Below are 22,858 nucleotides of genomic sequence, written 5' to 3' on the forward strand. Positions count from 1 at the left end.
ATGTCCGCCGCGGTCAGCGGGGAGACGGTGAGCCGCACCCCCTGGGGCGTGTCCAGCCGGAAGCGGGCCCCCGGGGCCGCGGCCCAGCCCGCGTGGAGCAGCCGGGCGACCGCCCCGGTCTCGTCGCTCACGGGCACCCACACATTCATTCCGCTGCGGCCTCGGGCCACCACGCCACGCTCCGCGAGGGCGTGGACGAGCGCGTCCCGGCGGTCACCGTAGGACCGGGACACCGCACGGGTGTCGATGGCGCCCGAGGTCCACAGATGGAGCAGGGCGCGCTGGAGCAGCCGGCTGACCCAGCCGGGCCCGAGCCGCTGCCGCCCCGCCACCCGGTCGACCGTGACGGCGTCCCCGGTGAGCGTGGCGACCCGCAGGTCGGGGCCGTACGCCTTGGCCGCCGACCGGATGAACGCCCAGTGGGCCGTCACCCCGGCCAGCGGGTGCAGCGGCAGGTCGACGATGGCGTGCCCGTGGTCGTCCTCGATCAGCAGCACGCCCGGGTGGCGCCCGAGGACCGCGCGCAGCTCCCGGGCGCGCGGCGCGTCCAGGCACGCGCCGGTCGGGTTCTGCGCCCGGTCGGTGACGACGAGGGCCCGCGCCCCGGCCCGCAGCGCCCGCTCCACATCCCCGGGCAGCGGACCGGAGTCGTCCACGCCGACCGGCACGGCGCGCAGCCCGAGCGCCGGTACGAGGTCGAGCACACTGCCCCAGCCGGGGTCCTCCACCGCCACCGCGTCGCCCGGCCTGAGGTGCGCCGCGAGAACCCGCTCGATCGCGTCCAGGGCTCCGGACGTCACGGCGACCGGCCCGGCGGGAACCCCGTCGGCATCCAGCATCGCGCGGGCGTACGCGGCGAACTCCGCGACCACGGCGGCCTGCCCGTACAGACCGTGGCTCGCCGCGTCGGCGGCGGCCGCCGCGGCGAGCGCGGGCCCGAGGTCGGGCAGCAGCTCCGGATCGGGGTTGCCCTCGCCGAGGTCCCGTACGCCGGGGGGCGCTTCGATCCGCAACGATCCGCGCGACGTGCTGGCCGGGGCCGGACGCACCCGACTGCCTCGGCGCCCGGCCGTCTCGATCACGCCGCGCTCGCGCAGCGTCCGGTAGGCGGCGGCCACGGTGTTGGGATTGACCTCCAGTCGCGCCGCCAACTCCCGCATGGGGGGCAGCGCCTGACCTGGCGGAAGGTCTCCGGAGCCGACACCGCGCTCCACACTGGCGGCGATCTCCGATGCGCGCCGCCCACTGATCCGATACTCTCCTAGCACAAACAACAGTATGCACTAGTGCAATGGAGTAAGCAATGCAGCACACCGCAACGCCCGACGGCACGGGCTCCGGCGTCGCCGCCCCCTATCTGCCCACCGACCGCACGGTGCCCGCCCGGGCCAAGGAGCGCGCCTCCTACGACCGTGAGCTGGTCCACTCCATCCTCGACGAGGCCTACCTCTGCCACCTGGGCTTCGTGCGCGACGGCGCCCCGGTCGTCCTGCCGACCCTCTTCGGCCGGATAGGAGAGCGGCTGTACGTCCACGGTTCGACCGGCTCGCGACCGCTGCGGTCGGCGAGGAACGCCGACCCGGGACTGCCGGTCTGCCTGACGGTCACCCACGTCGACGCCCTCGTGCTGGCCAGGTCCGCCTTTCACCACTCGATGAACTACCGCTCGGTGGTGGTGCACGGCACGGCCGTGACGGTGACCGACCCCGAGGAGCGACGGCTCGCCCTGGACGCGATCGTGGACCAGGTCGTGCCCGGCCGCTCCCACGACTCCCGGCCGGCCGACGCCAAGGAGCTCGCCGCGACGGCGGTGATCCGGCTGGACCTGAACGAAGTGTCCGCGAAGGTCCGCACCGGCGGGCCCAACGACGAGCCCGAGGACAGTGCCCTCCCCCACTGGACCGGCATCGTGCCGCTCACCCGGGGCTACGCGGCGCCGGTCCCCGCGGACGACCTGGATCCGGCCATCGGCGTACCGGACTACCTGTCCGCGCTCTGACGGAGGTCGCGGCGGCCCCGGCCGCCGCGACCGGCCCCGCCCCGCAGGGCAGGGCCGTCACACCGCCAGGGCCTCCTTCCGGCGGGCCGCCGCGCCGCGCGCCTCCGCGAGGGCCAGTCCGGCCACGGCGGTCAGCAGGAGCAGGGTGCCGAGGACCGTGGCCGCCGTCAGCCGCTCCCGCAGGACCGTCACCGCGATGACGGCCGCGCTCACCGGCTCCAGGAGCATGATCACGGAGACGGTGGCCGAGCGGACGGCGGCCGCCCCGGCGAAGTACAGCGCGTAGGCGAGCGCGGTGGGGACCGCCGCGACATAGACCAGCAGCCACAGCACCTGCCCCGCCTCGGCGGTGTGCGGCACCAGCCCCTCGGCCATGGCCATGGGCAGCAGGCCCACCGCTCCGATGCCGAACGCCCAGGCGCTGGTGGTCAGGGCGTCACCGCCACCGCCGTCCCGCCCGAGCAGGCGGGTGAGCAGGGTGATGGCCGCGTACCCGGAGGCCGACAGCAGCGCGAGCAGCACCCCGGCCGGCACGACATCGCCGCCCTCGCCGCCCAGGACCAGCACGACGAGCCCGGTCAGCGCGCCGGTCACGGCGGCCAGACCGCCCCGGCCGAGGCGTTCGCCCAGCAGCAGCCGCGCCCCGACGGCGATCAGGACGGGCCCGGCGCCGAGCGTGACGACGGTGCCGACGGCGAGGCCGGTGACCTCGACCGCCGCGAAGTACGCGGTCTGGAACAGGGTGAGACCGATGCCGGTTCCGAGGAACCGGAGCAGTCGGCGACTCCGGGGCTCGGGCTTCCGGGGCGCCCGCCGGGGGCGCAGGGCGAGCGCGCCGGCGAGCAGGAGGAGACCGCCCGCGCAGCGCCAGAAGGACAGGGCGAGGGGGCCGAGATCGCTGACCCGGAAGATCAGGGACGCGGCCGCGCCGGCGGTGCCCCAGGCGACTCCGGCGATGATGAGATACAGCAGGCTCCGCCCGACGGGCAGCGCGGAAACAGCGGGGACGGACATGTGACTTCTCCAGAGGAGGACGGGGTGGTAGGTCGCTCGGTTCCGCACGCGGGCAGCGACGAACCGCTCGGGGACTGCCCGAGCCCGGTCTTCGTCAGGAGTGGCCGCCCGCGCTAGGCGGCAGGCGGCGGCAGCACAGTCAGATGCATGGCCGGCACACTAATGCCGGGCCCGGTCGCCTGACAACTCGCCCTCGACGGGGGCGGCCGCCAGGTCTGCGCCGGCTCCGGAGGCCACGGGACCCGACGGGGGCTTCGGCGCGGCGGACTGGGCGATGAACGCGCCGGTCAGGACCGTGAATCCGCCGATGAGCTGCGGTGCGGAGAGGTGTTCGCCCAGCAGCACCCAGGCCAGGCCGGTCGCGATGACCGCTTCGAGGCAGGCGACGACCCCGGCCACCTGGGGCGAGAGCAGCCGGACCGAGACGACCCCGGTGACGTACGCGAGCACGGTGGCGAGCAGCACGATCCAGCCGAGCAGCAGCCAGGCGGGGACCTCGTCGCCGTTCATGCCCGCGCTGCCGGCGAGCAGCGACCATTCCATGCCCCAGGGGCGGGCGACGACGGTGAGGACGGCCGCGCCGACGATCAGTCCGTAGGCGATCACCCCGACGGGGTGCGGAGGCTCGGCGTGCTTGCCCCCGCCGTCCCGGCCGTCCTGCCCGCCGTGGTCGGAGAGGACGAAGTAGCCGACCTGGCAGCAGGCCGCGCCGAGGGCGAGCACCAGGCCGAGCAGGTCGAACTTGAGCCCGGACCAGACCTCGACGACACACGCCAGACCGCCCACCGCCAGCACCACGCCGACCGCGGCGGCCCGGGTGACGGGCCTGCGCTGGACGAAGCGGACCCAGCCGAGGACCAGCGCGGGCGCCAGGTATTCCACCAGGAGCGCCACACCGACCGGGATGCGGGAGATGGAGGCGAAGTAGAAGGCCTGGACCCCGGCCACCGCGAAGAGGCCGAACCCGGCCAGCAACGCGGGGCGTTCCCGTACGAGATTCCGGTGGCGCCAGGCGACCGGGAGCATGATCACGGCGGCGCCCGCGACGCGCAGCCAGACCACGTGCAGCGGGTCGAGACCCGCCTCGATCAGCGGCTTGGCCGCCACTCCCGAACCGCCGAACGCGAAGGCCGAGACCAGCGCGAGGCCCAGCCCGGCACTTCTGCCCTGAACTCCCGAAGACGCTTGCATCGGCACATCATGGCAGCAGTCGTCAGGACCGTCATCCCCGTGACACCTGTCGAGACGGCACTCCGGCCGCGGCCATGGGAAGGGGCTCGCGCATCCGTCACGGGGCGGCTCACCCGTGTCGTGCCGCATCGGCCGTGAGCACAACCACCCGGTCCGCCAGCCACCGCGCGTCCACGCCCCCGCGGGCGAGCACCTCCACCGCACGGCACTCGGCGTCGGCGGCCAGTGCGGCGAGCAGATCGAGGCCGGCGGCGCGCGCCGCGCCGCGCGCCGCCGCACGGTACAGCGCGCCCTCCATCGCGGCGAGGGCCGAGGGCGACCAGCCGTCGACCGCCGGGTCGCGCACCACCAAAACGGCGCCGGAGTCCTCGACGGAGCCCTGCCAGCGGAGCCCGTAGCCGATGCTGCGCTGGACGAGATAGCCGAGCACCCTGGCCAGGTGGGGCCCGCCGTCGAAGGCCTCGCGAACTTCGGGGTCGGTCTCGATCAGCGAGTGCAGGAGGTGGGCGGTGTCGATCTGCCGGTCACCGTCGCGCAGCGCACGCCTGCGCGCACCCGTCAGCACCGATGCCAGTTCCACGGTGAAGCGGGCATCGAGTTCGGTGTGGTTCGGTGCGGGCTGGTCAGGCAGGCGCGGCGTCCGGTTTTGCACACCTCTACCCCATCAGTCCCGCGACCGAAAAGCATCCCCGGTGCGGCCCATTGAGCATCCCACCGAAGTTGGGGAGACCGGAGCGGTCCGTCATCCTTGCGGATGAGATCGTGCCGAACGGCACCATCATGACGGTCCGGAGCGCGCGCCGCCTTGCATCTCACGCCCCCGGGGCAACCGCAGGCCCCCGCGCGGACGTCCCTCACGCCATACACACGGTGCGGGGGCGAGAGGGGAGGAAGGGGTGTTCTGGATGGTCGCGCTGCTCGCCCAGGACGGGCTGCAGTACGTCTACCGTGTGTACGCACCCGACGACGCCCTGCCCGCCGATCTCTTCTGGACGGCCTTCCACTGCCACGACGAGGGCCCCCACCCCCGCGCTTCGGACAGGTTCGACGCCGCGGCGATCTGGCGGAACAGGCAACCCCAGCAGACCTGACGATTCATCAGTATTGAATGTTGGCGCGGCCCCCGCTACCTTCCGCGACACCGGAACCGGACGAACCAGGGGTGGTCGCATGGCTGAAGTCAGCGCCGAGGCACGCATGGAGGCACCCGCCGAGAAGGTCTGGGGCCGCCTGACGGACTTCTCGTCGTACGGGGAGTGGAACGCCACCCACACCAGCTTCCCCCGGGGCGGCCCGGCCGAACTGGAGCTCGCGGCCACCTATGAGGAGAACATGAAGCTCATGGGCTTCCCGGCCGAGGTGACCTGGACGGTCGACGGACTGGAGGAGGGCCGCCTCCTGGCGACCCGCGGCAAGGGCCCGATGGGGGTCAACCTGGTCATGCGGTACTCCCTGACCCCGGAGGGCGACGCCACGTCGATGCGCATCGACGGGGAGTTCACCGGCGCGGCGGTCTCGCTGATGGGCGGCAAGCTCCAGGACTCCGCGACAGCGGCGCTCCAGGAGTCACTGCGCAAGCTCGGCGGGCTCGTCACCTCCTGACCACGCCCGCCCGCGCGGCACGCGCGAGGCCTCGGCGAATCGCCCCGCTGGGCCGTGCGAGCACGGCCTGCTTTCCCGCCCGCCCGGCCGGGCGGGCGCAGTGGAGCGGTGCCCGATAAACCCATGGCCCCCTCGACGGAGCCGTGGTTAGTCTGACGGCGTTCCTCGGACCGTTCTGGGCCTCCGTGCCCCGGAAGAGAGAGATCTTTATGTTTCGGCCCGCGCCGCGCGCGCCTCGCTGCACCGTCTAGCCAGAAGTCCGTCTCTCTCCCGCCTCCTTCTCGGACGGCATCCGGACGTGACTCTCCGGTGCACGGAATCAGCCCTGCCTCCGCACGCGTATCGCGTCGTACGGGGGGGCGTCTTCGTCGAGGCCGCTCGGCCTGCTCTTGCTGTCATCACAGACTTCCCAGCAAGGAGCACCTCGGGTGTCCAGCACCAACGAAACTCTCTCAAGCACTCCACGCACCGCCCTGAACAGCGATTTCTCCTGCGCGTGGTGCGGCCGGACCGGGCCCGCCGTCGGCGACGACGGCACACGGCGCAATCACTGCCCGTCGTGCCTGCGGTACCAGCACGTTCTCGACCCCGTCGAGGGCGGCTCCGGTGACTGTCGGGGCCGGATGTCGCCGATCGCCGTCGCCGTGCCGCGTACGGGCGGCTGGGCGGTCATTCACCGTTGTGCGCGCTGCGACAAGCTGACCTCCAACCCCGCCTTCGCGGATGACAACCAGCTCATCCTGATGCGGCTGGCCGTACGGCCGCTGGCGCACCCCCCCTTTCCGCTCGAAGCGTTCGGCGACCTCTGAACCGGAAGGAAGGGAGAGGACCGGCCATGCCGAGACGAGCGAAGAACACCGGCCGCCGCGCCCGGACCGCACGGCGGCCACAGCGGTACAAGGACGTCCTGCACCGTCAGGGAGGGCACCGGGGAAACGATTTCCGGTGCGCGGGCTGCCGGCTGGACGTGCCCCTGGACGCGCCCGGCACCACACACCGCAATCACTGCCCGAACTGCCTGGTCAGCCTGCACGTCGACCGACGGGTGCCGGGCGACCGGGCTGCGGACTGCCACGCCCGGATGGAAGCGCTGGGCATGTCGGTCAGGCCCGACGGCGAGTGGATGATCATCCACCAGTGCGTGTCCTGCGGTGAGCTCAGCGCCAACCGCATCGCCGGTGACGACAACGCACTGGCCTTGGTACGCCTGGCGCTCAAACCCCTGCGGGAGCCCGGTCTCGCCTCGCGCTTGCGGCTCGCGCCATGACCCGGCCGTCATGCGCGATGCCGTGTCACAGGGTGGCCCCCATGGCGAGGGAAGAGGTACGTGGCGCGATCGTAAACCTGGACCCGGCCGCGAAGCCTTCGTCCGTTCGGTCGCCGAGCCGCAGCGGCCGCTGATCGGTGGGCGATCCCTCTCGTCGGGACTTCAGGGACCACCCGGCGGGAGCGGCTCCCGGGGCGGGGCTCCGTAGCGGGCCGCGAGGGTGGCGGCCCGGTCGCGCAGGGCGCTGCGCAAGAACTGCGGGGCCAGGGCCTCCGCATCCGTGCCGAGCCGCCACAGCGCCCATTCGGCGTGCCGTGCGTCCTGGAAGGTGACCTCCAGCCGCGGCCAGCCGTCCGTGTCGGGATCTTCCGCGCGGACGGCCAGCACGGTGCCCAGCAGTTCCTCCCGCCGCGCCGGGCTCACCCGTACCAGCGCGGTGACGTGGTCGCCGCCGGAGAGGAAGCGCGCGGAACGGTCCCGCCAGATCCGGTCCAGGTCGACCCGGTTCGGCCGCTGGGCCGGTTCGGGGAGTTCCTCGGCGGCCAGCACACGTGACAGCCGGTAGGTGCGGTCCGCGCCGGCTCTCGTGGCCAGCAGATAGCCCCGGTCCCGTACGGTCACCAGGCCGATCGGGTCCACCGTGCGCCACTGCGGCGCCTGGCCCGTCGCCGCGTAGTGGATGCGCAGCTTGCGGCCGGAGAGCACGGCGCGGCGGACCTCGATCATGGTGGCGCCCGATACCCGGTCGGCGACCGGCCGGCGTGAGAGCAGATCGGTCTCCGGGTCGACGAGAAACCGCTGGGCCGCGTCGCTCGCGGCGGCCTGATGGCTCTCGGGCAGCGCGTCGACCACTTTTCGCATGGCCGAGGCGAGCGCCGGTCCGAGCCCGAACACCTGCTCTCCGCGCCCCGATCCGGCGGCCAGCAGGGCGAGGGTCTCGTCGTGGTTCAGCCCGGTGAGCTCCGTCCGGAAACCGGGCAGCAGGGCGAACCCGCCGTGCCGGCCGCGTTCGGCGTAGACCGGGACACCGGCCGCGGACAGCGCCTCGATGTCGCGCAGCACGGTGCGGGTGGACACCTCCAGCTCGCGGGCCAGCGTGTCGGCGGTCAGTCGGCCGCGCTGGCGCAACAGCAGTACCAAGGAGACCAGCCGGTCGGCGCGCATGCGGGAACGGTAGCGAAATACATGACCAAGGGTGTCGTCATTTGTTGGGAGGCTCCCCCGTACGAGGTCGAATCCGGCGACTGCCGAGCCGCCGGACCTCCGTACTCCCCTGAATCGAATGGAGCCGAAGTGGAGCTGGAACGAACGGCCGTCAACCCCGTGACGTGGTCGGAGGACCTGGGGTTCAACCAGGGTGAAGTCGTTTCCGGGCAGACCCGGACCCTGTACATCTCGGGGCAGACGGCGATGAGCGACGACGGCAAGCCCCAGCACGACGGGGACATGGCGGCGCAGTTGACCCTGAGCGTCGACAATCTGGAGGCCGTGCTGAGCGAGGCGGGCATGTCTCTCGCGAACCTCGTCCGCCTCAACGTCTACACGACCGACGTCGATCTGCTCCTCCAGCACTACGGCGCGCTGGCGGGGCGGTTGGGCGCGGCCGGGGTGGCGCCGGCCAGCACCATGGTCGGGGTGACGCGGCTGGCGGTCCCCGGCCAGCTGGTCGAGCTCGAGGGTACCGCCGTAGCGTGACGCGGTCGCGCAGCCCGTGCCGTTCCCGTCGGCCGAACCGGCGGGAGGGGTACGGGCGGTGCGCCGATTTACGGTGCTTCGCGTCACGGACGCCGAGGAGCACCGCCCGGTCGCACCCCGGGTGAGACCGGCTCCGGGCGGCCTTGTTCTCCTGTTATTGCCTTTCGCCCCCGCGCGCCGGGCGCTAGCGTTCCGCGCGACGAAGGATCCAACCAGGAGCGGAGAGACATGCCCGGTCGTCCGAGCGCGCGCTGACGTCGTAGCCGGACCGGCCCGTCATCGCGTGCTGCCCCTTGAGGTCGCGGCACAGCGAGCCCTTTCCCGCCCGATGCCCGGGTGCGCTTTCGCGCGCCGGGCCGCGGGTCTCGTGCCCGGCGACCCCAGAGGTTCCTGTGCAGTCCCTCTCCTCCCCCACCCCTTCCTCCGGCGTACCCGATTCCGGCGGGACGGTGCCGCCAGGTCTGTGGCGGGACGCCGACTTCCGCAGGCTCTGGGCGGGTCAGACGGCCTCCCAGCTCGGCGAACACACGACGCTCGTCGTACTGCCGCTCTTCGCCGTCCTGACGCTCGACGCGGGCGCGGGCCAGTTGGGCGTCCTCCGCGCCGTGGGGCAGGCGCCGATCCTGCTGCTCTCACTCCTCGCGGGTGCGTGGGTGGACCGGTGGCGGGCCCGCACGGTCATGGTGCTCACCGACGCCGCCCGCGCCGTGGCTCTGGGCGCGGCGGCCGCGGCCGGGCTCCTCGGACTGCTCGGCCTGCCCGCGCTGTTCGTGGTCGCGTTCACCGTAGGAGCGCTGTCGGTCCTCTTCGACGTGGCGTACCAGGCGTCCCTCGTACGGATGGTACGGCGCGATCAACTCGTGCGGGGGAACAGTGCGTTGGAAGGCAGCCGGTCCGCTGCCCAGATCGGCGGCCCCGCGCTCGGTGGCGCGTTGGTGTCGCTGCTGTCGGCGCCGGTCGCCGCGGCCGCCGGCGCGCTGTTCTTCGCGGTGTCGTTCGTGTCCCTGAGGCGGATCCGCCGCCCCGAAGCCGTACCCGAGTGCGTCGCACCGGTTGCGGAGCGCCCGGAGCGCGCCGTCCCGGTCCGGCGCCGGATCCTGGAAGGCCTTCGCTTCGTCGCCACAAACGCCTGGCTGCGGGCCGTGTGCCTCGCCTCTGCCGCCTTCCAGCTCTCCTTCGCGGCCACGATGACCGTCTATCTGCTCTTCCTCCCGCGCGAACTGCACCTGACGGGCGCCACCGTCGGCCTCGCCCTCGCGGCGACCGGTCCGGGCGCGCTCCTGGGCTCGGTGCTGGCCGCACGGCTTCCGGGCCGGTTCGGACACGGCGTGGTGCTCGTGTCCGCGGCGGTGCCCGGCAACGGGGCGCTGCTGTGCGTACCGGCCCTGCACGGCTCCTCGGCCGCGACGGTCCTCGCGCTCCTCGCCGCCAACCTCGTGTTCGGGACGTTCAGCCAGCTGGTGAACGTCACGGTGATGTCGGTGCGGCAGGCCGTCACACCGGACGGGATGCAGGGGCGTGCGGCCGCGACGATCACCTTCGTCGGCATGGGGTTCACCCCGCTCGGCTCACTGCTCGGCGGCCTCCTCGCCCAGGAGTGGGGCCTGCGCACCGGCCTCCTGGTGACGGCCGCCGGCATGATGCTGTCGCCGGCCCTGATGGCCGCGTCCCCGCTCGCACGCCTGGGCCGGGTGCTTCCGGCCCCGCAGACGTGAGGCACGCCCCGGCGGCGTCGGGCCGGGGCGTACCGCTGAAGGGTGATCCCGCTGCGGAACGACGGGCAGGGGCCAGACACCCGGAATTGGCCTTGGTCCGTCTCCGCCCCGGGGATCTACGGTCGCCCCATGAGGATTCGCATCGTCGACGCGTTCACCGACCGCCCCTTCTCCGGAAACCCCGCCGGCGTGCTCCTGCTCGACGGCGGGACGTTCCCCGCCGCCGAACGTCTCTCGGAGATCGCCGCCGAGGTCAACCTCTCCGAGACGGCCTTCGCCCACCCGCTGCCGCCGGGCGGCACGGCCGACTGGGCGCTGCGCTGGTTCACCCCGGCCACCGAGGTGGACATGTGCGGGCACGCGACGCTCGCCACCGCCCACGTCCTGCACACCACGGGCCTCGCCACGGGCCCGGTGCGCTTCGCCACGCGCTGCGGAATCCTGAGCGCGACCGCCCGGCAGGACGGCACTCTCACCCTCGACTTCCCCACCTCCCCGCTGACCGAGGAGCCGGTGCCGTACGGCCTCGCCGACGCCCTCGGGGCGGACCCCGTCTCGGTGCACGACACCGGGGAGCACATCGGCGACCTGCTCGTCGAGCTCCGCGACGAGGTGGCCGTACGGGCGCTCGCCCCGGACTTCGCCGCGCTGGTGGCCCACTCCCGGCGCGGTGTCATCGCCACCGCCGCCGCGGAGGACCCCGCCCGGGGCTACGACTACGTCTCGCGCGGCTTCTTCCCGGGCGTCGGCATCGACGAGGACCCGGTCACCGGCAGCGCCCACACCGCGCTGGCCCCCTTCTGGTCGGCCCGCCTCGGCCGCGACGACCTCACCGGCCTCCAGGCGTCCGCCCGCTCGGGCGTGGTCCGCACCGCGCTGCGCGGCGAGCGCACCCTGCTGACCGGCACAGCGGTCACGGTGATCGACGGCGAACTGCTCACCACGCTCTGACGGCCGTCGGGGTGCGCCGAACCTCCGGCGCACCCCTTTCGCGGCCCGGACAGCGCCGTGCTCAGGGCGTCGGCAGCCAGTCGACCCGGCCCGCGAGCAGGGCGTATCCGACGAAGGCGCCGATGTCCAGGAGCGCGTGCGCGACGACCAGCGGACCCACCCGGCCCCAACGCCGGTAGAGCAGCACGAAGACGACGCCCATCACCACGTTGCCGATGAAGCCGCCGATCCCCTGATACAGGTGGTACGACCCGCGCAGCACGGAGCTCGCCACCAGCGCGGCCATCGGCGTCCAGCCCAACTGCCCGAGCCTGCGCAGCAGATACCCGACGACGATGACCTCCTCCACCACGGAGTTCTGGATCGCCGAGAGGATCAGTACGGGGAATTTCCACCAGACCTCGGGCAGGGACTCGGGAACGACCGTCAGGTTGAATCCGCTGGCCCGTGCCACCAGGTAGAAGGCGAGGCCGACGCTGCCGATGCCGGCCGCGACCAGGGTTCCCCGGCCGAGGTCGAACCAGGGTTTCGCGCGGTCGAACCCGATGGCCCGCAACCCCGCTCCTTCCCGGATCAGCAGGTGCGCGACCAGCGCGACCGGCACCAGAGCCGTTGCGATACCGAACAGCTGCCACGCCAGATCAAGCCATGGACGACCCGGAGCGTACGAGCCGTTGAGCGTCGCCGCCTGGTCCTTCAAACCTCCTGGTTTCGTCAGTGATCCGACAAAACTGATGAGGGCGGACACCCCGCTGGCGCCCAGCGAGAGCGCCAGGACCAGCACCACCTCGGACCGCGAGATCCTTCGTGACACGGCCTCTTGGGGAAAAGCATCAGCCACGCGCCCGGCCTCCACCTGCACACCTGCCTCTTGTTCTGCGACATGGGACGTCACAGCTTGCCCGACGGCCTCGCGGCGGAAGGACGCCGGGACCCACCCGAGCCCCGGCGCGGCGGCGGCCCTCAGGGCGCCGGGAAGCCCACCGGCCAGGTGTGGACCGGCTCCCCCGCGTGCATCAGTTCGGCATAGCGGCGGGTGGTGGCCGCGAGCGCCGCGTCCCGCCCCAGCCCGGCGTCCAGTGCCCGGCGGTACGTGGCCACCTGCCAGGAGGCTCCGTTGACGCGCCGCTTGCAGCGCTCCTCGATCACCCCGAGATAGCGGTCCCGGTCCGCGGGCTCGATGTGCCAGGCGTCCAGACCCGCGGCGGCCAGCGGCAGCAGTTCCTCCAGCACCAGCTGTACGGCGGGAATCATGGCCAGCCCGCCGGAGCGACCCGGCCGCGGCCAGAGCAGCTCGGCCTCGATGCCGTACTTGCAGGCCTCGGTGAAGTTCTCCTCGGCGGCCTCGAACGGCAGCCTGCTCCACACCGGCCGGGACTCCTCGGCGAGCGCCCGCACCAGCCCGTAGTAGAACGCGGCGTTGGCGATCACGTCGGTGACCGTCGGCCCGGCGGGCAGCACCCGGTTCTCCACCCGCAGATGCGGGACGCCGTCGGCGATCCCGTACACCGGACGGTTCCAGCGGTAGACGGTGCCGTTGTGCAGCACCAGCTCGGCCAGCTCGGGTACCCCGCCCTCGTCCAGCACCTTCAGGGGGTCCTCGTCGTCGCAGATCGGCAGCAGCGGCGGGAAGTACCGCAGGTTCTCCTCGAAGAGCTCGTGGGCGGAGCCGATCCACCGCTCCCCGAACCAGGTCCTGGGGCGCACGCCCTGGTTCGCCAGCTCCGGCGGCCGTACGTCGGTGGCCTGCTGGAACAGGGGCGGCCGGGACTCCCGCCACAGCTCCTTACCGAAGAGGAAGGGGGCGTTGGCGCCCAGCGCGATCTGGACGCCGGTGATCGCCTGGGCCGCGTTCCACACGTCGGCGAACCGGGCCGGCGTCACCTGGAGATGCAGCTGCACCGAGGTGCAGGCCGATTCCGGGGCGATCGAGGGCGAGGTGCAGACCAATCGCTCGACGCCTTCGATATCCAGGACGAAATCCTCCCCCCGGGCGGCCGCCATTTGATCGTTGAGCAGGGTGTAACGGTCCACGTCCGAAAGATTCGCGGAGACCACGTCGTGCTCCCCCAGGGTGGGCAGGATTCCGATCATCACAATCCCCGCGTCGACCTCCCCCGCCTTGCGGTGTGCATAGGCCAGGCCGGTCCGCAACTCCTCCGAGAGCTGATCGAATACCCGGCCGCCGAGGCGGTGCGGGACGATATTCACTTCGAGATTGAACATCCCCAGTTCGGTCTGGAAATCCCGGCTCGCGATGCGCTGGAGCACCTGCTGATTCATCATCCGGGGCATCCCGTCGGAACCCGCGAGATTCAGCTCGATCTCCAGGCCCATCAGGTTCCTCGGACGGTCGAACCTCCGCTCCGCCAGGAGTCTGCCCAGCCCTTCCAGGCACTGGTTGAGCTTGGTGCGGTACGCCTGTCGATCGGACAGGTCAACGGCTTCCGCCACGACCTTCTCCCCCATCGAGGGGTCCCTCCTCCAGTGGGCGGCCCGCGGCCCAGGCCGCTCGCATCACGATCGATAATGCCCAGCGGGAGTGATCCGTAACGCCCCCACGGGCCTCCGATACCCGATAGTCTGAGGGAAGGAGACCGGGGGCACATTCCGGAGGCATGTGGTTCCCGACATTTTCGGCTGGATTATGCGTGGTGGAAACACCGACGAGTTTCGGCCGACCGCTCCGCCGGAAGGACGCCAGGTCGAGGTCGTCGACGGCAGGTCAAATCACCAGGAATACCACAATTCGAAGGCCGGATGACGCCTTGCACGACATATCTCCGACCGCTAGTGGAAACACTGTGTGAACACGCGTCATATAAACTCCGCTCAACGAGGCAGAGAGTTGATACGACTCGCCCGTCACCGGCCGTCTCCGGCCCACATGCCGACAGCGCCGTCTGCACCCGCCCAAGCGTCACCGTGTCTCCGAAGTGAGAGGCGACCCACTATGCCGCTGCATGTTTCCCCGGCTCCCGCGCCCGCCCTGCGCAGTGTTCTCGCGGCCCTCGGTTCTCCCACCGCCGTCCGCGAGGCCCGCACATCCGCTCTCCGGTCCGTCCAGGGACCACTGAGCCCCGAACTACCGCTTCCCGTGCATGTGCTGGACCGGATCGCGCCCGCCAGGACAGCACCCCTGACACGCCTCGCGGCCTGGCGTTTCCTGATCCGGAGCGAGGGCCGCGCGGTCGCCGCGGCGGACACCGTGCTCACCCCCGACGGCTGGACGTTCTCGCACTTCTTCGAGGGGCCCTACCTCGCCTCGACCGAGCTGGCCGTCCGGCAGGCGGAAGCGTCGGCCACTGCCTGCCAGGCGCGGCTGCTGTCCATCCCGGAGCTGTACATGCTCACCCTCTGGCTGCACGGCGACCCCGACGCCGATCCCGCCGCCGGGGTGCTCGCACCGACGGACGTCCTGGTGCCCCTGGCGCCGGCCCCGCCGGGCATCGCCGCCCACCGCCCCCACCGGGTCGCCGACCTGCTGCCCGTCATCTCGCTGCGCGTGGCCCCCGGCCCGCTCCTCAGCTCGGCGTGACCGGCATCGCCCCGGCACACCGCCCCCGTAGCGACCCCGGCCTGCCCCGCCCGAACACCGGGCGGGGCAGGGGTCACTGCGGGGGCGGTGTGCTGCCCACTCGGACTAGCCCCATCCGGCCACCCCGAACCACCCAAAGGGACAGTGCAGTTGCGGTGAACCGTCCGCGCGGGTGACGCGTCATGAGAGGAGTACGGGTGCTGCGGCGAAATACCTGCGGAATCTTCCCCGTAGGGCAACACTGGGACCGGACCGACTGATACGGGGGCGGCCATGAACATCTCATCCAGCCGCAGGACACTCGACTCGACGCAGCGAAAGAACCCATCCATGTGCCAGCACCAGCCACCCTGCCCCACCGCCGACTCACCCGACCGGGAGGCCGCCCGCCTGACGGCCCACCACCCCGAACAGGGTTGGAGCCTCCTGTGCAACGGCGTCCTGCTCTTCGAGGACACCGGCGAACTGCTGCCCGACGGGCAGATCATCGCCCCGCACCGGCCACTGGCAGCCGGCCGTGTGGTGAAGGCCGCCTGAGGACGGTCCAACGAACAGGGGCCGGCCCGGAGAGATCTCCGCACCGGCCCCGACGCATGTCCGGCGTGCGCCGCTCACGGCACACGCCCTACGACAGGCGGCTTCAGTCGTCGTACGCGTCCAGCGGGGGGCAGGAGCAGACCAGGTTCCGGTCGCCGAAGGCCCCGTCGATGCGACGCACCGGCGGCCAGTACTTGTCCGCGGCGGACACACCGGCCGGGAAGACGGCCTCCTCGCGGCTGTAACCGTGCTCCCAGTCGCCGCCGAGCGCGGCCGCGGTGTGCGGGGCGTTGGACAGCGGGTTGTCGTCCTCGCTCCACTCCCGCGTCGCGACCTTCTCGATCTCGGCCCGGATCGCGATCATGGTGTCGCAGAACCGGTCGAGCTCCGCGAGGTCCTCGCTCTCCGTCGGCTCGATCATCAGCGTGCCGGCCACCGGGAACGACATGGTCGGCGAGTGGAAGCCGTAGTCGATCAGGCGCTTGGCCACATCGTCGATGGAGACGCCGGTCGCCTTGGAGATCGGACGCAGGTCCACGATGCACTCGTGCGCGACCAGGCCGGCCGGGCCGTTGTAGAGGATCGGGAAGTGCGGCTCCAGGCGCTTGGCGATGTAGTTCGCGGCCAGCACGGCGACCTGCGTGGCCCGCTTGAGGCCCTCGCCGCCCATCAGACGGACGTACGCCCACGAGATCGGCAGGATGCCCGCCGAGCCCCACGGGGCGGCCGAGATCGGGCCCACCCCGGTCTCCGGGCCCGCGGCGGGCTGGAGGGGGTGGTTGGGGAGGTACGGGGCGAGGTGCGCGCGGACTCCGACCGGGCCGACGCCGGGGCCACCGCCGCCGTGCGGGATGCAGAAGGTCTTGTGCAGGTTCAGGTGCGAGACGTCGCCACCGAACTTGCCGGGCTTGGCAAGCCCGACCAGCGCGTTGAGGTTGGCGCCGTCGACGTAGACCTGGCCGCCCGCGTCGTGCACCTCGCCGCAGATGTCGGCGACGTGCTCCTCGAACACCCCGTGCGTGGACGGGTAGGTGATCATGAGCACGGCCAGCTCGTCGCGGTACTGCTCGATCTTGGCGCGCAGGTCCGCGATGTCGACCTCGCCGTCGTCGGCGGTCTTCACCACGACGACCTTCATGCCCGCCATGACGGCGCTGGCGGCGTTGGTGCCGTGCGCGGAGGACGGGATGAGGCAGACGGTGCGCTGGTCGTCGCCGTTGGCCCGGTGGTACGCGCGGACGGCCAGCAGACCCGCGAACTCGCCCTGGGAACCTGCGTTGGGCTGGATGGACACCGCGTCGTAGCCGGTGACCTCGGCGAGCCGCTCCTCCAGCTCACGGATGAGGGTGAGGAAGCCCTGCGCCTGCTCGGCCGGAGCGAAGGGGTGCAGCGCGCCGAACTCGGGCCAGGTGATCGACTCCATCTCGGCGGTCGCGTTCAGCTTCATGGTGCAGGAGCCGAGCGGGATCATGCCGCGGTCCAGCGCGTAGTCGCGGTCGGCGAGCTTGCGCAGGTAGCGCAGCATCGCGGTCTCGGAACGGTGCTGGTGGAAGACCGGGTGGGTCAGGATGTCGTCGGAGCGCAGGAGCTCCTCGGGCAGCGCGTCGGCGACCGTCGCGTCCAGTGCCTCGATGTCGCCCTCGGCGCCGAAGGCGGCCCAGACGGCGGAGATCTGCGCACGGGTGGTGGTCTCGTCGCAGGCGACGGAGACGTGGTCCGCGTCGACGAGGCGGAGGTTGACCCCGCGCTCCCGGGCGTCCGCGACGACGGCCGCGGCCTTTCCGGAGACGCGCACGGTCAGGGTGTCGAAGAACGCGCCGTGCACGACGTCGGCCCCGGCGCTCCGCAGTCCGTCGGCCAGGATCGCGGCGAAGCGGTGGGTACGCCGGGCGATCGTCCGCAGCCCGTCGGGGCCGTGGTAGACCGCGTACATGCCGGCCATGACGGCGAGCAGGACCTGCGCGGTGCAGATGTTGCTGGTGGCCTTCTCGCGGCGGATGTGCTGCTCGCGGGTCTGGAGGGCCAGCCGGTAGGCCTTGTTGCCGTCCACGTCGACGGAGACGCCGACGAGGCGGCCCGGTAGGGAGCGGGCGAACTTCTCACGGACCGCCATGAAGCCGGCGTGCGGACCGCCGAAGCCCATCGGGACGCCGAAACGCTGGGTGGTGCCGACCGCGATGTCCGCGCCGAGCGCGCCGGGCGAGGTGAGCAGGGTGAGGGCCAGCAGGTCGGCGGCGACGGTGACGATAGCGCCGAGCCCGTGGGCCTGCTCGATGACGGGCTCGATGACGCGCACGGCACCGGAGGCGCCCGGGTACTGGAGCAGCACGCCGAAGACGCCGCGCTCGGCGATCTCGGCGGGGATGCCGTCGCTCAGGTCGGCGACGACGACCTCGACACCCGCGGGCTCGGCGCGGGTCTCGATCACCGCGACGGTCTGCGGCAGGGTGTCGGCGTCGACCAGGAAGACGCCCTTCTTGACCTTGCCGACACGCCGGGCCAGGGCCATCGCCTCGGCGGCCGCGGTGCCCTCGTCGAGCAGCGAGGCGCCGGAGGTGGGCAGCCCGGTCAGCTCGGCGACCATCGTCTGGAAGTTCAGGAGCGCTTCGAGCCGGCCCTGGGAGATCTCCGGCTGGTACGGCGTGTAGGCCGTGTACCAGGCGGGATTCTCCATGACGTTACGCAGGATGACGGGCGGCGTGAAGGTGCCGTAGTAGCCGAGGCCGATCATCGGGGCCAGCACCTCGTTGCGGTCGGCCAGCGACCGCAGCTCGGCCAGGACCTCCGCCTCGGTGCGCGCCGAGGGAAGGTTCAGGGCTTCCGCGCTCTTGATCACGTCGGGCACCGCGGCGGCGGTGAGCTCGTCGAGGGAGCCGTAGCCGACCTGGGCGAGCATCTTCGCCTGGGCTCCGGCGTCGGGCCCTATGTGGCGCTGCTCGAACGGAATGCCCTGCTCCAGCTGGGAGAGCGGAGTGCGACGGGGGGTCATGGTGGAGGCCTCCTGGTCTGTCACGACCTGCGAGGGGCACCACGGCGTGGGTGCCCGAACGGCCTCCCCCTCTGTCATCTCAACCTGAGAGCTTCACCGGCCCGCCCGGGGGCGTGCCGACTTTCACCGTCGGTGAGGGTCGAGTCCGCCGGGGCCTGCGCCCGCACGGAATCGCCCTGCTTTCCAGAGTGACCTCGTCCGTGCGGTACGGGGGCCTGAGAGATTCCGGGGAGGAGTTGCTCCTTCGGCGCCTCCGGATTCTGCACCGGAGGACTCTCCCGCACGGGGTCAGCAGCCACTGCCAGCCTACCAGCGGCCATTGCGCCGGATTTCTCGAGTGGCCGACGCCACGGATCTGCACTTGTGTGGTGCTGGTGGAGCGACAGCGTCCACCCTGAGCAGTCGCGACCAGTGGGAGGCACCGTGCAGACCGATATCGATCCGCGCCGCCTGATCGGCCGCAAGGCATTCGATCGCAAGGGCGCCAAGATCGGAACGGTGGATGAGGTCTATCTCGACGACGCGACGGGCGTGCCGGAGTGGGCGGCCGTCCGCACCGGCCTGTTCAGCAGGGACGCCTTCGTCCCCCTGGAGCCCAGCGAATTCGTCGAGGACGCGCTGCGCGTCCCCTTCGACCGCGCGTTGATCAAGGGCGCGCCGGACTTCGGCGTCGGCCGGCACCTCTCTCCCGAGCAGGAACTGCAGCTCTACCGTCACTACGGTCTGGACTCCCCGCCCCCGGAGGGGCCGGCGCCCGACCGGGACTTCGGCAGGCTTGCGGGCCAGGAGGAGTAGTCGGCCGCGTCACGGACGAGCGGCAGCGGGTCGGCGGGCCGCAGCAGCGGATCGTCGACGCGGAACGTCAGCACCCGGCCGGGCGCGCTCCACGGTTCCTCGAACCGGACGGTGACCCTGCCCACGCCGCTCCCCTGCACCCAGCCGTGCCCGTGCTTTTCATGGTGCACGTCGTGCCCGGCGGGCCAGCGCCGCGCGGCGAGAAGCTCCGCGCTGTCCGGCTCGGGCTCCGCCGGCACGTTCTCCTCGCCGCCCCCCGGGGACGGCGCCCGGTGCTCCTCCTGGGCCCGCTGAGCGAGCTCCCGGGCGTCGGCGGCCTGGGCGAACAGGTCCTCCTGGGTGTAGTCGGCCAGCCCCGTCACGCCGACCCCCAGCAGCCGGACGCCCCCTGTGGTGTCGACGGACTCCAGCAGCCGCCCCGCCGCCTCACGGACCACCGTGGGGTCGTCCGTGGGGCCTCTGAGCGTCTCGGAGCGGGTCAGCGTGGAGAAGTCGTAGCGGCGCACCTTCAGCACCACCGTGCGCCCCGACCGGTCGGCGGCGCGCAGCCGCTCCACGCACCGGACGGCCAGCCGCTCCACCTCGGCCCGCACCCGCACCCGGTCGTGCAGGTCCACGTCGAAGGTGTCCTCCACCGATACGGACTTGGCGTCCCGCTCGGCCACCACCGGCCGGTCGTCGAGCCCCAGCGCCATCCTGTAGAGCCCGTGGCCGTGGGCCTTTCCGACCAGCCGCACGAGCTCCGCCTCGCCCGCCTCGGCCAGGTCGTGGACGGTGGTCATCCCGGCGCGTCTGAGATGGTCGCCGGTGGCCGGGCCCACCCCCGGCAGGATGCGCACGGACATGGGAGCGAGCAGCTCACGCTCCGTACGCGGCTCGATGAGCAGCAGCCCGTCGGGCTTGGCCTCCTCGGAGGCGATCTTGGCGAGCATCTTGGAACCGGCCAGTCCGACGGATCCGCTGAGGCCGGTCACCGCGCGGATGGCCGTCCGCAGCCCTTCTCCCGTCGCACGGGCCGACGCCGAGTCGTCCGCCGTCCCGCCCGCCTCCAGGTCCACGAAGGCCTCGTCCAGGCTGAGCGGCTCCACCAGGGGCGACAGCCGCCCCAGGAGCTCCATCACCTGGTCGCTCACCGTCCGGTACAGGGAGAAGCGGGGCACCAGGTAGGCGGCGTTCGGCGCGAGCCGCCGGGCCTGCGCGGTGGGCATCGCCGAGTGCACGCCCAGGCGCCGGGCCTCGTACGAGGCGGTGGCGACCACCCCGCGGGGCCCGAGGCCGCCCACCACGACCGCCTTGCCGCGCAGGCTCGGCTTGGCCGCCTGCTCCGCCGACGCGTAGAAGGCGTCCATGTCCAGGTGCAGGATGGTGGGCGCGGGTCTCACACCGTCGATGCTGCCCTACGGCACTGACAACGGGACGGTCCGGCGCCCCGCGGGGTGCCGGACCGTCCCGTCGTCCTGTGTGTGCTGCTCGCGCGCCCGGGGTGCTCAGACGGCGCGGTTGCGGCGCCGCGCCAGCTCGTCGGTGGGGTTGTGACCGACGAGCGTCTCGCCGGTGTCGACCCGCTCGCCGTGCAGCTGCGACAGCGCCGCCTCCACGTCCCGCCAGACGACGCCCACGGCGATCCCGAAGACTCCCTGCCCGCCCTGGAGCAGGCTGACGACCTCGTCGGGCGATGAGCACTCGTAGACCGTGGCCCCGTCGCTCATCAACGTCATGCGCTCGAGATCCTGGAAACCGCGGGCCCGCAGATGCTGGACCGTGGTGCGGATGTTCTGCAGCGCGACCCCGGTGTCCAGGAACCGCTTGACGATCTTGAGGAGGACCACGTCCCGGAAACTGTAGAGGCGCTGGGTCCCCGACCCGTAGGCCGGGCGCACACTGGGCTCGACCAGTCCCGTACGGGCCCAGTAGTCCAACTGGCGGTAGGTGATCCCCGCCGCCGCGCACGCCGTCGGTCCGCGATAGCCGATGTCGTCGGCATCGCTCGCCGCTGCCACGCCGCCCGCTGCCACCGCTGCCGGTTGAACCGGCTGCCTGATGGCGTGGTCGGCTCCACTGCCGTGCTGCGGATACGGCCCACCCGCCGCCGTACCGTCGCCGCTGCTTCTCACGCCGACCTCCGTCCTTGACCTGCCCACTCGAAGGTAGGCAGTCACTCGGGGTGCGTCAACGATCGCCACACTCGGCACGCCGAGTGATAATCACCCTGAGGGTGGTTTCCCGTGTCTCTTTTCCGGGAAAGGCTTGTCGGATGCGCTGACAGCACCCCTGCGGGACGGTCACTGACTGTTCGTACCGAAGTCCTCCGGAGAGATCTGGTCGAGGAATTCGCGGAACTTCTCCACCTCGTCCTCCTGCTCGTCGGGGATCGCGATGCCCGCATCGTCCAGCACGCCGTCACTGCCGTAGATCGGCGTGCCGGTTCGCAGGGCGAGCGCTATGGCGTCGGAGGGCCGGGCGCTCACCTCCACTCCGCTGGCGAAGACGAGTTCCGCGTAGAAGACCCCTTCGCGGAGGTCCGTGATGCGGACCTCGGTGAGCTCCTGGCCCACGGCCTCGAGCACATCCTTGAACAGGTCATGGGTCAGCGGCCTGGCGGGAGCCATGCCCTGCTGGGCGAAGGCAATCGCGGTCGCCTCCCCAGGACCGATCCAAATGGGGAGGTACCGGTCGCCTCCCACTTCACGCAGGAGAACGATCGGTTGGTTGGAGGGCATTTCCACCCGGACACCGACAACGTCGAGCTCGTTCACACAGCAACCCTAGGACGTGCTCGCCATGTTTGGGTAGTCGGGATCCGCCGGGGTCAGTGCAGACGGCTGCGCAGAGCGCTCTGCACGAGGGCCGCGTGGAGCCGTACGGACAGCTCGGCGAGCTCGTTCGCGGTGGCCTCGGCGTGGGCTCTGGTCTGCGGATTACGGTGCCGGCGCAAGGGCGCGACCAGCTGCTCCACCAGCCCCGCCTCCCGGTCGGCGGAGGCCCGCATGGCCCGAAGATGACGCGGTTCCAGGCCGAAACGCCCCAGGTCCGCCACCAGCTTGGCGACCGTCACCATCTCGGCGTCGTAACCGCCCTCGGGGGCGGGGACGATGAGTCCGTAGGACTCCCACTCGGCCAGCCGGTCCTCGTCGACCTCGGCGGCCGCCAGCAGCTCGGCCCGTCCGATCCGGGCGGCGGTCGCCGTCCCGGGGCCGGTCTCCCACACCCCGTCCGCGAGATCCCGCCGGTCGCCGGGCGAGGGCAGCACGGGCTGCTCCCCCCGGGCCAGCGCGTCCAGATGCTCCCGGATGACCTTCAGCGGCAGGTAGTGGTCCCGCTGCATGCGGAGCACCTGCGCCAGGCGCTCCACATCACGCGGGGCGAACTTCCGGTATCCGGAAGGAGTGCGCTGCGGCTCGACGAGCCCCTCGGCCTCCAGGAACCGGATCTTGGAGATGGTGACTTCGGGAAACTCGTCGCGCAGCTGGATGAGCACCGTACCGATGCTCATCGGGCGCGCTTCCGCGGTGGCGGTGCCGTGGCCGGCACCGCCTGTCGGTGTTCGCAGCATGGGCCTTCCTCG

At 71.9% G+C, this 22,858-nt stretch carries 23 protein-coding genes and 1 riboswitch; of the genes, 11 read left to right on the forward strand and 12 right to left on the reverse strand.

What is annotated here, in order from left to right; translation table 11 throughout:
* Positions 1 to 1,268: aminotransferase class I/II-fold pyridoxal phosphate-dependent enzyme (locus CR470_RS16670; RefSeq protein ID WP_097868404.1), on the reverse strand; the 1,268-nt coding region annotated here is incomplete at its 3' end.
* Between the two features lie 35 nt (positions 1,269 to 1,303).
* Between CR470_RS16670 and CR470_RS16675 the strand changes: the two genes are divergently transcribed.
* Entirely contained in the window at positions 1,304 to 1,999 is a 696-nt protein-coding gene (locus CR470_RS16675) for a pyridoxamine 5'-phosphate oxidase family protein (protein ID WP_097868384.1), read from the forward strand.
* 57 nt (positions 2,000 to 2,056) lie between these two features.
* On the opposite strand, the gene CR470_RS16680 is transcribed toward CR470_RS16675, so the two are convergent.
* The 3 genes from CR470_RS16680 to CR470_RS16690 all read right to left on the reverse strand — a co-directional run bounded on the left by CR470_RS16680 (position 2,057) and on the right by CR470_RS16690 (position 4,856).
* On the reverse strand, positions 2,057 to 3,013 hold the full coding sequence (locus CR470_RS16680) for a DMT family transporter (RefSeq protein WP_097868385.1): 957 nt from the start codon (positions 3,011 to 3,013) through the stop codon (positions 2,057 to 2,059).
* Positions 3,014 to 3,172: 159 nt separating this feature from the next.
* A complete protein-coding gene (locus tag CR470_RS16685; protein ID WP_097868386.1) occupies positions 3,173 to 4,204 on the reverse strand; it encodes an EamA family transporter in 1,032 nt (343 codons plus the stop codon).
* A 109-nt stretch (positions 4,205 to 4,313) separates the two neighbouring features.
* Positions 4,314 to 4,856: a Clp protease N-terminal domain-containing protein gene (locus CR470_RS16690; RefSeq protein ID WP_179892274.1), complete on the reverse strand. Its 543-nt coding sequence runs from the start codon at positions 4,854 to 4,856 to the stop codon at positions 4,314 to 4,316.
* A 244-nt stretch (positions 4,857 to 5,100) separates the two neighbouring features.
* Here CR470_RS16690 and CR470_RS16695 point away from each other — a divergent pair, with 244 nt between their 5' ends.
* The 4 genes from CR470_RS16695 to CR470_RS16710 all read left to right on the forward strand — a co-directional run bounded on the left by CR470_RS16695 (position 5,101) and on the right by CR470_RS16710 (position 7,073).
* Complete coding sequence (locus CR470_RS16695; protein ID WP_097868387.1) at positions 5,101 to 5,295, forward strand: hypothetical protein; 195 nt, start codon at positions 5,101 to 5,103, stop codon at positions 5,293 to 5,295.
* A gap of 79 nt (positions 5,296 to 5,374) precedes the next feature.
* Entirely contained in the window at positions 5,375 to 5,806 is a 432-nt protein-coding gene (locus CR470_RS16700) for a type II toxin-antitoxin system Rv0910 family toxin (RefSeq protein ID WP_097868388.1), read from the forward strand.
* A 428-nt stretch (positions 5,807 to 6,234) separates the two neighbouring features.
* The gene (locus CR470_RS16705) at positions 6,235 to 6,615 is read left to right on the forward strand and encodes an RNHCP domain-containing protein (RefSeq protein ID WP_097868389.1); all 381 of its coding nucleotides are present in this window, start codon (positions 6,235 to 6,237) and stop codon (positions 6,613 to 6,615) included.
* Positions 6,616 to 6,641: 26 nt separating this feature from the next.
* Entirely contained in the window at positions 6,642 to 7,073 is a 432-nt protein-coding gene (locus CR470_RS16710) for an RNHCP domain-containing protein (RefSeq protein ID WP_097868390.1), read from the forward strand.
* A gap of 162 nt (positions 7,074 to 7,235) precedes the next feature.
* On the opposite strand, the gene CR470_RS16715 is transcribed toward CR470_RS16710, so the two are convergent.
* Complete coding sequence (locus CR470_RS16715; protein WP_097868391.1) at positions 7,236 to 8,237, reverse strand: helix-turn-helix transcriptional regulator; 1,002 nt, start codon at positions 8,235 to 8,237, stop codon at positions 7,236 to 7,238.
* Between the two features lie 135 nt (positions 8,238 to 8,372).
* Here CR470_RS16715 and CR470_RS16720 point away from each other — a divergent pair, with 135 nt between their 5' ends.
* The 3 genes from CR470_RS16720 to CR470_RS16730 all read left to right on the forward strand — a co-directional run bounded on the left by CR470_RS16720 (position 8,373) and on the right by CR470_RS16730 (position 11,434).
* Positions 8,373 to 8,768, forward strand: a complete 396-nt coding sequence (locus tag CR470_RS16720) for a RidA family protein (RefSeq protein ID WP_097868406.1) — start codon at positions 8,373 to 8,375, stop codon at positions 8,766 to 8,768.
* Positions 8,769 to 9,217: 449 nt separating this feature from the next.
* The gene (locus CR470_RS16725) at positions 9,218 to 10,483 is read left to right on the forward strand and encodes an MFS transporter (RefSeq protein WP_257138716.1); all 1,266 of its coding nucleotides are present in this window, start codon (positions 9,218 to 9,220) and stop codon (positions 10,481 to 10,483) included.
* Between the two features lie 129 nt (positions 10,484 to 10,612).
* Positions 10,613 to 11,434, forward strand: coding sequence for a PhzF family phenazine biosynthesis protein (locus CR470_RS16730; RefSeq protein WP_097868393.1), 822 nt, complete (start codon positions 10,613 to 10,615; stop codon positions 11,432 to 11,434).
* Between the two features lie 61 nt (positions 11,435 to 11,495).
* On the opposite strand, the gene CR470_RS16735 is transcribed toward CR470_RS16730, so the two are convergent.
* Positions 11,496 to 12,296 carry a CPBP family intramembrane glutamic endopeptidase gene (locus CR470_RS16735; RefSeq protein WP_097868394.1) on the reverse strand — a complete coding sequence of 267 codons (801 nt, stop codon included), beginning with the start codon at positions 12,294 to 12,296 and terminating at the stop codon, positions 11,496 to 11,498.
* Positions 12,297 to 12,397: 101 nt separating this feature from the next.
* A complete protein-coding gene (locus CR470_RS16740; RefSeq protein WP_097868395.1) occupies positions 12,398 to 13,903 on the reverse strand; it encodes a glutamate--cysteine ligase in 1,506 nt (501 codons plus the stop codon).
* A 484-nt stretch (positions 13,904 to 14,387) separates the two neighbouring features.
* On the opposite strand from CR470_RS16740, the gene CR470_RS16745 reads away from it, so the two are divergent.
* Positions 14,388 to 14,972, forward strand: coding sequence for a hypothetical protein (locus CR470_RS16745; protein ID WP_097868396.1), 585 nt, complete (start codon positions 14,388 to 14,390; stop codon positions 14,970 to 14,972).
* A 330-nt stretch (positions 14,973 to 15,302) separates the two neighbouring features.
* Positions 15,303 to 15,509 (forward strand): DUF5999 family protein, encoded by a 207-nt coding sequence (locus CR470_RS16750; RefSeq protein ID WP_007452228.1) that lies wholly within the window; start codon positions 15,303 to 15,305, stop codon positions 15,507 to 15,509.
* Positions 15,510 to 15,612: 103 nt separating this feature from the next.
* On the opposite strand, the gene gcvP is transcribed toward CR470_RS16750, so the two are convergent.
* Positions 15,613 to 18,498: an aminomethyl-transferring glycine dehydrogenase gene (gene gcvP / locus CR470_RS16755; RefSeq protein WP_097868397.1), complete on the reverse strand. Its 2,886-nt coding sequence runs from the start codon at positions 18,496 to 18,498 to the stop codon at positions 15,613 to 15,615.
* Between the two features lie 193 nt (positions 18,499 to 18,691).
* A riboswitch (glycine riboswitch) is annotated at positions 18,692 to 18,789 on the reverse strand.
* Positions 18,790 to 18,921: 132 nt separating this feature from the next.
* On the opposite strand from gcvP, the gene CR470_RS16760 reads away from it, so the two are divergent.
* The gene (locus CR470_RS16760) at positions 18,922 to 19,293 is read left to right on the forward strand and encodes a PRC-barrel domain-containing protein (RefSeq protein ID WP_097868407.1); all 372 of its coding nucleotides are present in this window, start codon (positions 18,922 to 18,924) and stop codon (positions 19,291 to 19,293) included.
* Here CR470_RS16760 and CR470_RS16765 read toward each other — a convergent pair.
* From CR470_RS16765 to ftsR, 4 genes are all read right to left on the reverse strand, one after another.
* Positions 19,215 to 20,675, reverse strand: coding sequence for a DNA polymerase IV (locus tag CR470_RS16765; protein ID WP_097868398.1), 1,461 nt, complete (start codon positions 20,673 to 20,675; stop codon positions 19,215 to 19,217). The genes CR470_RS16760 and CR470_RS16765 overlap by 79 nt on opposite strands.
* 105 nt (positions 20,676 to 20,780) lie before the next feature.
* Positions 20,781 to 21,407: a MerR family transcriptional regulator gene (locus CR470_RS16770; RefSeq protein ID WP_097868399.1), complete on the reverse strand. Its 627-nt coding sequence runs from the start codon at positions 21,405 to 21,407 to the stop codon at positions 20,781 to 20,783.
* A 168-nt stretch (positions 21,408 to 21,575) separates the two neighbouring features.
* Positions 21,576 to 22,049: a bifunctional nuclease family protein gene (locus tag CR470_RS16775; RefSeq protein WP_006123076.1), complete on the reverse strand. Its 474-nt coding sequence runs from the start codon at positions 22,047 to 22,049 to the stop codon at positions 21,576 to 21,578.
* Between the two features lie 53 nt (positions 22,050 to 22,102).
* Positions 22,103 to 22,846 (reverse strand): transcriptional regulator FtsR, encoded by a 744-nt coding sequence (gene ftsR / locus CR470_RS16780; protein ID WP_097868400.1) that lies wholly within the window; start codon positions 22,844 to 22,846, stop codon positions 22,103 to 22,105.
* Positions 22,847 to 22,858 lie beyond the last annotated feature (12 nt).

The organism is Streptomyces sp. rh34 (genome assembly GCF_002551245.1).
Classification (GTDB): Bacteria; Actinomycetota; Actinomycetes; order Streptomycetales; family Streptomycetaceae; genus Streptomyces.